This is a genomic window from Sphingomonas sp. Leaf23 (assembly GCF_001421585.1).
In the GTDB taxonomy this organism is placed as follows: domain Bacteria; phylum Pseudomonadota; class Alphaproteobacteria; order Sphingomonadales; family Sphingomonadaceae; genus Sphingomonas.
This window is the reverse complement of sequence record NZ_LMKR01000002.1, coordinates 1-2,500: the sequence shown is the minus strand read 5'-3', so window position 1 is coordinate 2,500 and position 2,500 is coordinate 1. Positions and strand designations below refer to the sequence as shown.

General features: G+C 55.8%; 1 tRNA gene and 2 rRNA genes (1 of these 3 cut by a window edge). All 3 read left to right on the top strand.

Annotation, left to right across the window (positions count from 1 at the left end):
* A 23S ribosomal RNA gene (locus tag ASE67_RS03775) occupies positions 1-1,957 on the top strand (it extends 837 nt beyond the left edge of the window).
* 107 nt (positions 1,958-2,064) lie between these two features.
* A 5S ribosomal RNA gene (gene rrf / locus ASE67_RS03770) occupies positions 2,065-2,179 on the top strand.
* A gap of 70 nt (positions 2,180-2,249) precedes the next feature.
* Positions 2,250-2,326 (top strand) — tRNA-Met (locus tag ASE67_RS03765).
* Positions 2,327-2,500 lie beyond the last annotated feature (174 nt).

Sequence of the window (2,500 nt, the reverse complement as noted above, 5' to 3'; positions counted from 1 at the left end):
GGTTCTCCGCGAAAACTATTGAGGTAGTGCCTCGGATGGACACCTTATGGGGTAGAGCACTGGATGGTTGCGGGGGTCGCGAGATCTACCAATACTAACCAAACTCCGAATACATAAGAGTGATATCCGGGAGACAGACGGCGGGTGCTAAGGTCCGTCGTCAAAAGGGAAACAGCCCTGACCTACAGCTAAGGTCCCCAAGTCGTGTCTAAGTGGGAAAGCATGTGGGAATCCCAAAACAACCAGGAGGTTGGCTTAGAAGCAGCCATCCTTTAAAGAAAGCGTAACAGCTCACTGGTCTAAACAAGGGTTCCTGCGGCGAAGATGTAACGGGGCTCAAGACACGCACCGAAGCTTAGGGTGTGGCGCTTTAGCGTCACGCGGTAGCGGAGCGTTCCGTACGCCTGTGAAGCGATCTGGTAATGGGTCGTGGAGGTATCGGAAGTGCGAATGCAGACATGAGTAGCGATAAAAAGGGTGAGATGCCCTTTCGCCGAAAGACCAAGGGTTCCTGCGCAAGGCTAATCCGCGCAGGGTGAGCCGGCCCCTAAGACGAGCCCGAAGGGGGTAGTCGATGGGAACCACGTTAATATTCGTGGGCCTGGTGGTGTGTGACGGATGGCGTGTGTTGTCAGACCTTATCGGATTGGTCTGGCTTCGAAGCTGTCCCGGGAAATAGCCCCACCGTATAGACCGTACCCGAAACCGACACAGGTGGTCAGGTAGAGTATACCAAGGCGCTTGAGAGAAGTGTCCTGAAGGAACTCGGCAAATTGCCTCCGTACCTTCGGAAGAAGGAGGCCCCACATAGGCGCAAGCTCTTGTGGGGGGCACAGGCCAGGGGGTAGCGACTGTTTAGCAAAAACACAGGGCTCTGCTAAGTCGGCTTCAAGACGACGTATAGGGCCTGACGCCTGCCCGGTGCCTGAAGGTTAAGTGGAGGGGTGCAAGCTCTGAAATGAAGCCCAGGTAAACGGCGGCCGTAACTATAACGGTCCTAAGGTAGCGAAATTCCTTGTCGGGTAAGTTCCGACCTGCACGAATGGCGTAACGACTTCCCCACTGTCTCCAGGACATGCTCAGCGAAATTGAATTCTCCGTGAAGATGCGGAGTACCCGCGGTTAGACGGAAAGACCCCGTGCACCTTTACTGCAGCTTCAGAGTGGCATTAGGAAAGAACTGTGTAGCATAGGTGGGAGGCTTTGAAGCGTCGGCGCCAGCTGACGTGGAGCCATAGGTGAAATACCACCCTGTTGTTTTCTGATGTCTAACCTGCGCCCATGAAACTGGGCGAGGGACCCTCTGTGGCGGGTAGTTTGACTGGGGCGGTCGCCTCCTAAAGAGTAACGGAGGCGCGCGAAGGTTGGCTCAGGACGGTTGGAAACCGTCTGTTAGAGTGCAATGGCATAAGCCAGCCTGACTGCGAGACTGACAAGTCGAGCAGAGACGAAAGTCGGTCATAGTGATCCGGTGGTCCCTCGTGGAAGGGCCATCGCTCAACGGATAAAAGGTACGCCGGGGATAACAGGCTGATAACCCCCAAGAGCTCATATCGACGGGGTTGTTTGGCACCTCGATGTCGGCTCATCACATCCTGGGGCTGGAGCAGGTCCCAAGGGTTTGGCTGTTCGCCAATTAAAGTGGTACGTGAGCTGGGTTCAGAACGTCGCGAGACAGTTTGGTCCCTATCTGCCGTGGGCGTCGAAATTTGAGAGGAGTTGACCCTAGTACGAGAGGACCGGGTTGAACGTACCTCTGGTGTACCTGTCGTCGTGCCAACGGCGCAGCAGGGTAGCTATGTACGGACGGGATAACCGCTGAAAGCATCTAAGCGGGAAGCCTCCCTCAAGATAAGATTTCTTAGGACGGTCGGAGACCACGACCTTGATAGATCGGATGTGGAAGCGCAGTAATGCGTGAAGCTAACCGATACTAATTGTCCTATTCGCGCTTGTAGAGTTCACACCCCCAACGTCAGCACTGGCTGCTCGACATACGGCGTGGTTGAAAACTCCTCAGCCCTTGAACATCGATTTGAAAAACAATGTGCACCCGCTTCATTGCCTGGTGGCTATAGCGTCTGTGAACCACCCGATCCCATCCCGAACTCGGCCGTGAAACCAGCCTGCGCCAATGGTACTATTGCTCAAGCAATGGAAGAGTAGGTCGTCGCCAGGCATTGAAGCCGGTGCACATACCATTCACAATCTCATCTCACCCCTTACGCCCTCAAGGGCGACCAAGGTGTCGCGGGGTGGAGCAGCCCGGTAGCTCGTCAGGCTCATAACCTGAAGGTCACAGGTTCAAATCCTGTCCCCGCAACCAACGTCATAAAACTACAAACGCCGCCCCTCGGGGCGGCGTTGTCGTTTCCGGCGCAAGCGGCTGCCGCCTGCGTCCGGTGACGTGCTCCCCATTTTCAGGCCGTTGATAAGTTAGCTTCGGTGTCCTCATGCCCGTGGCTGGGGCGGTTCGTGAACTCGGCGGGCGCCATGCCGC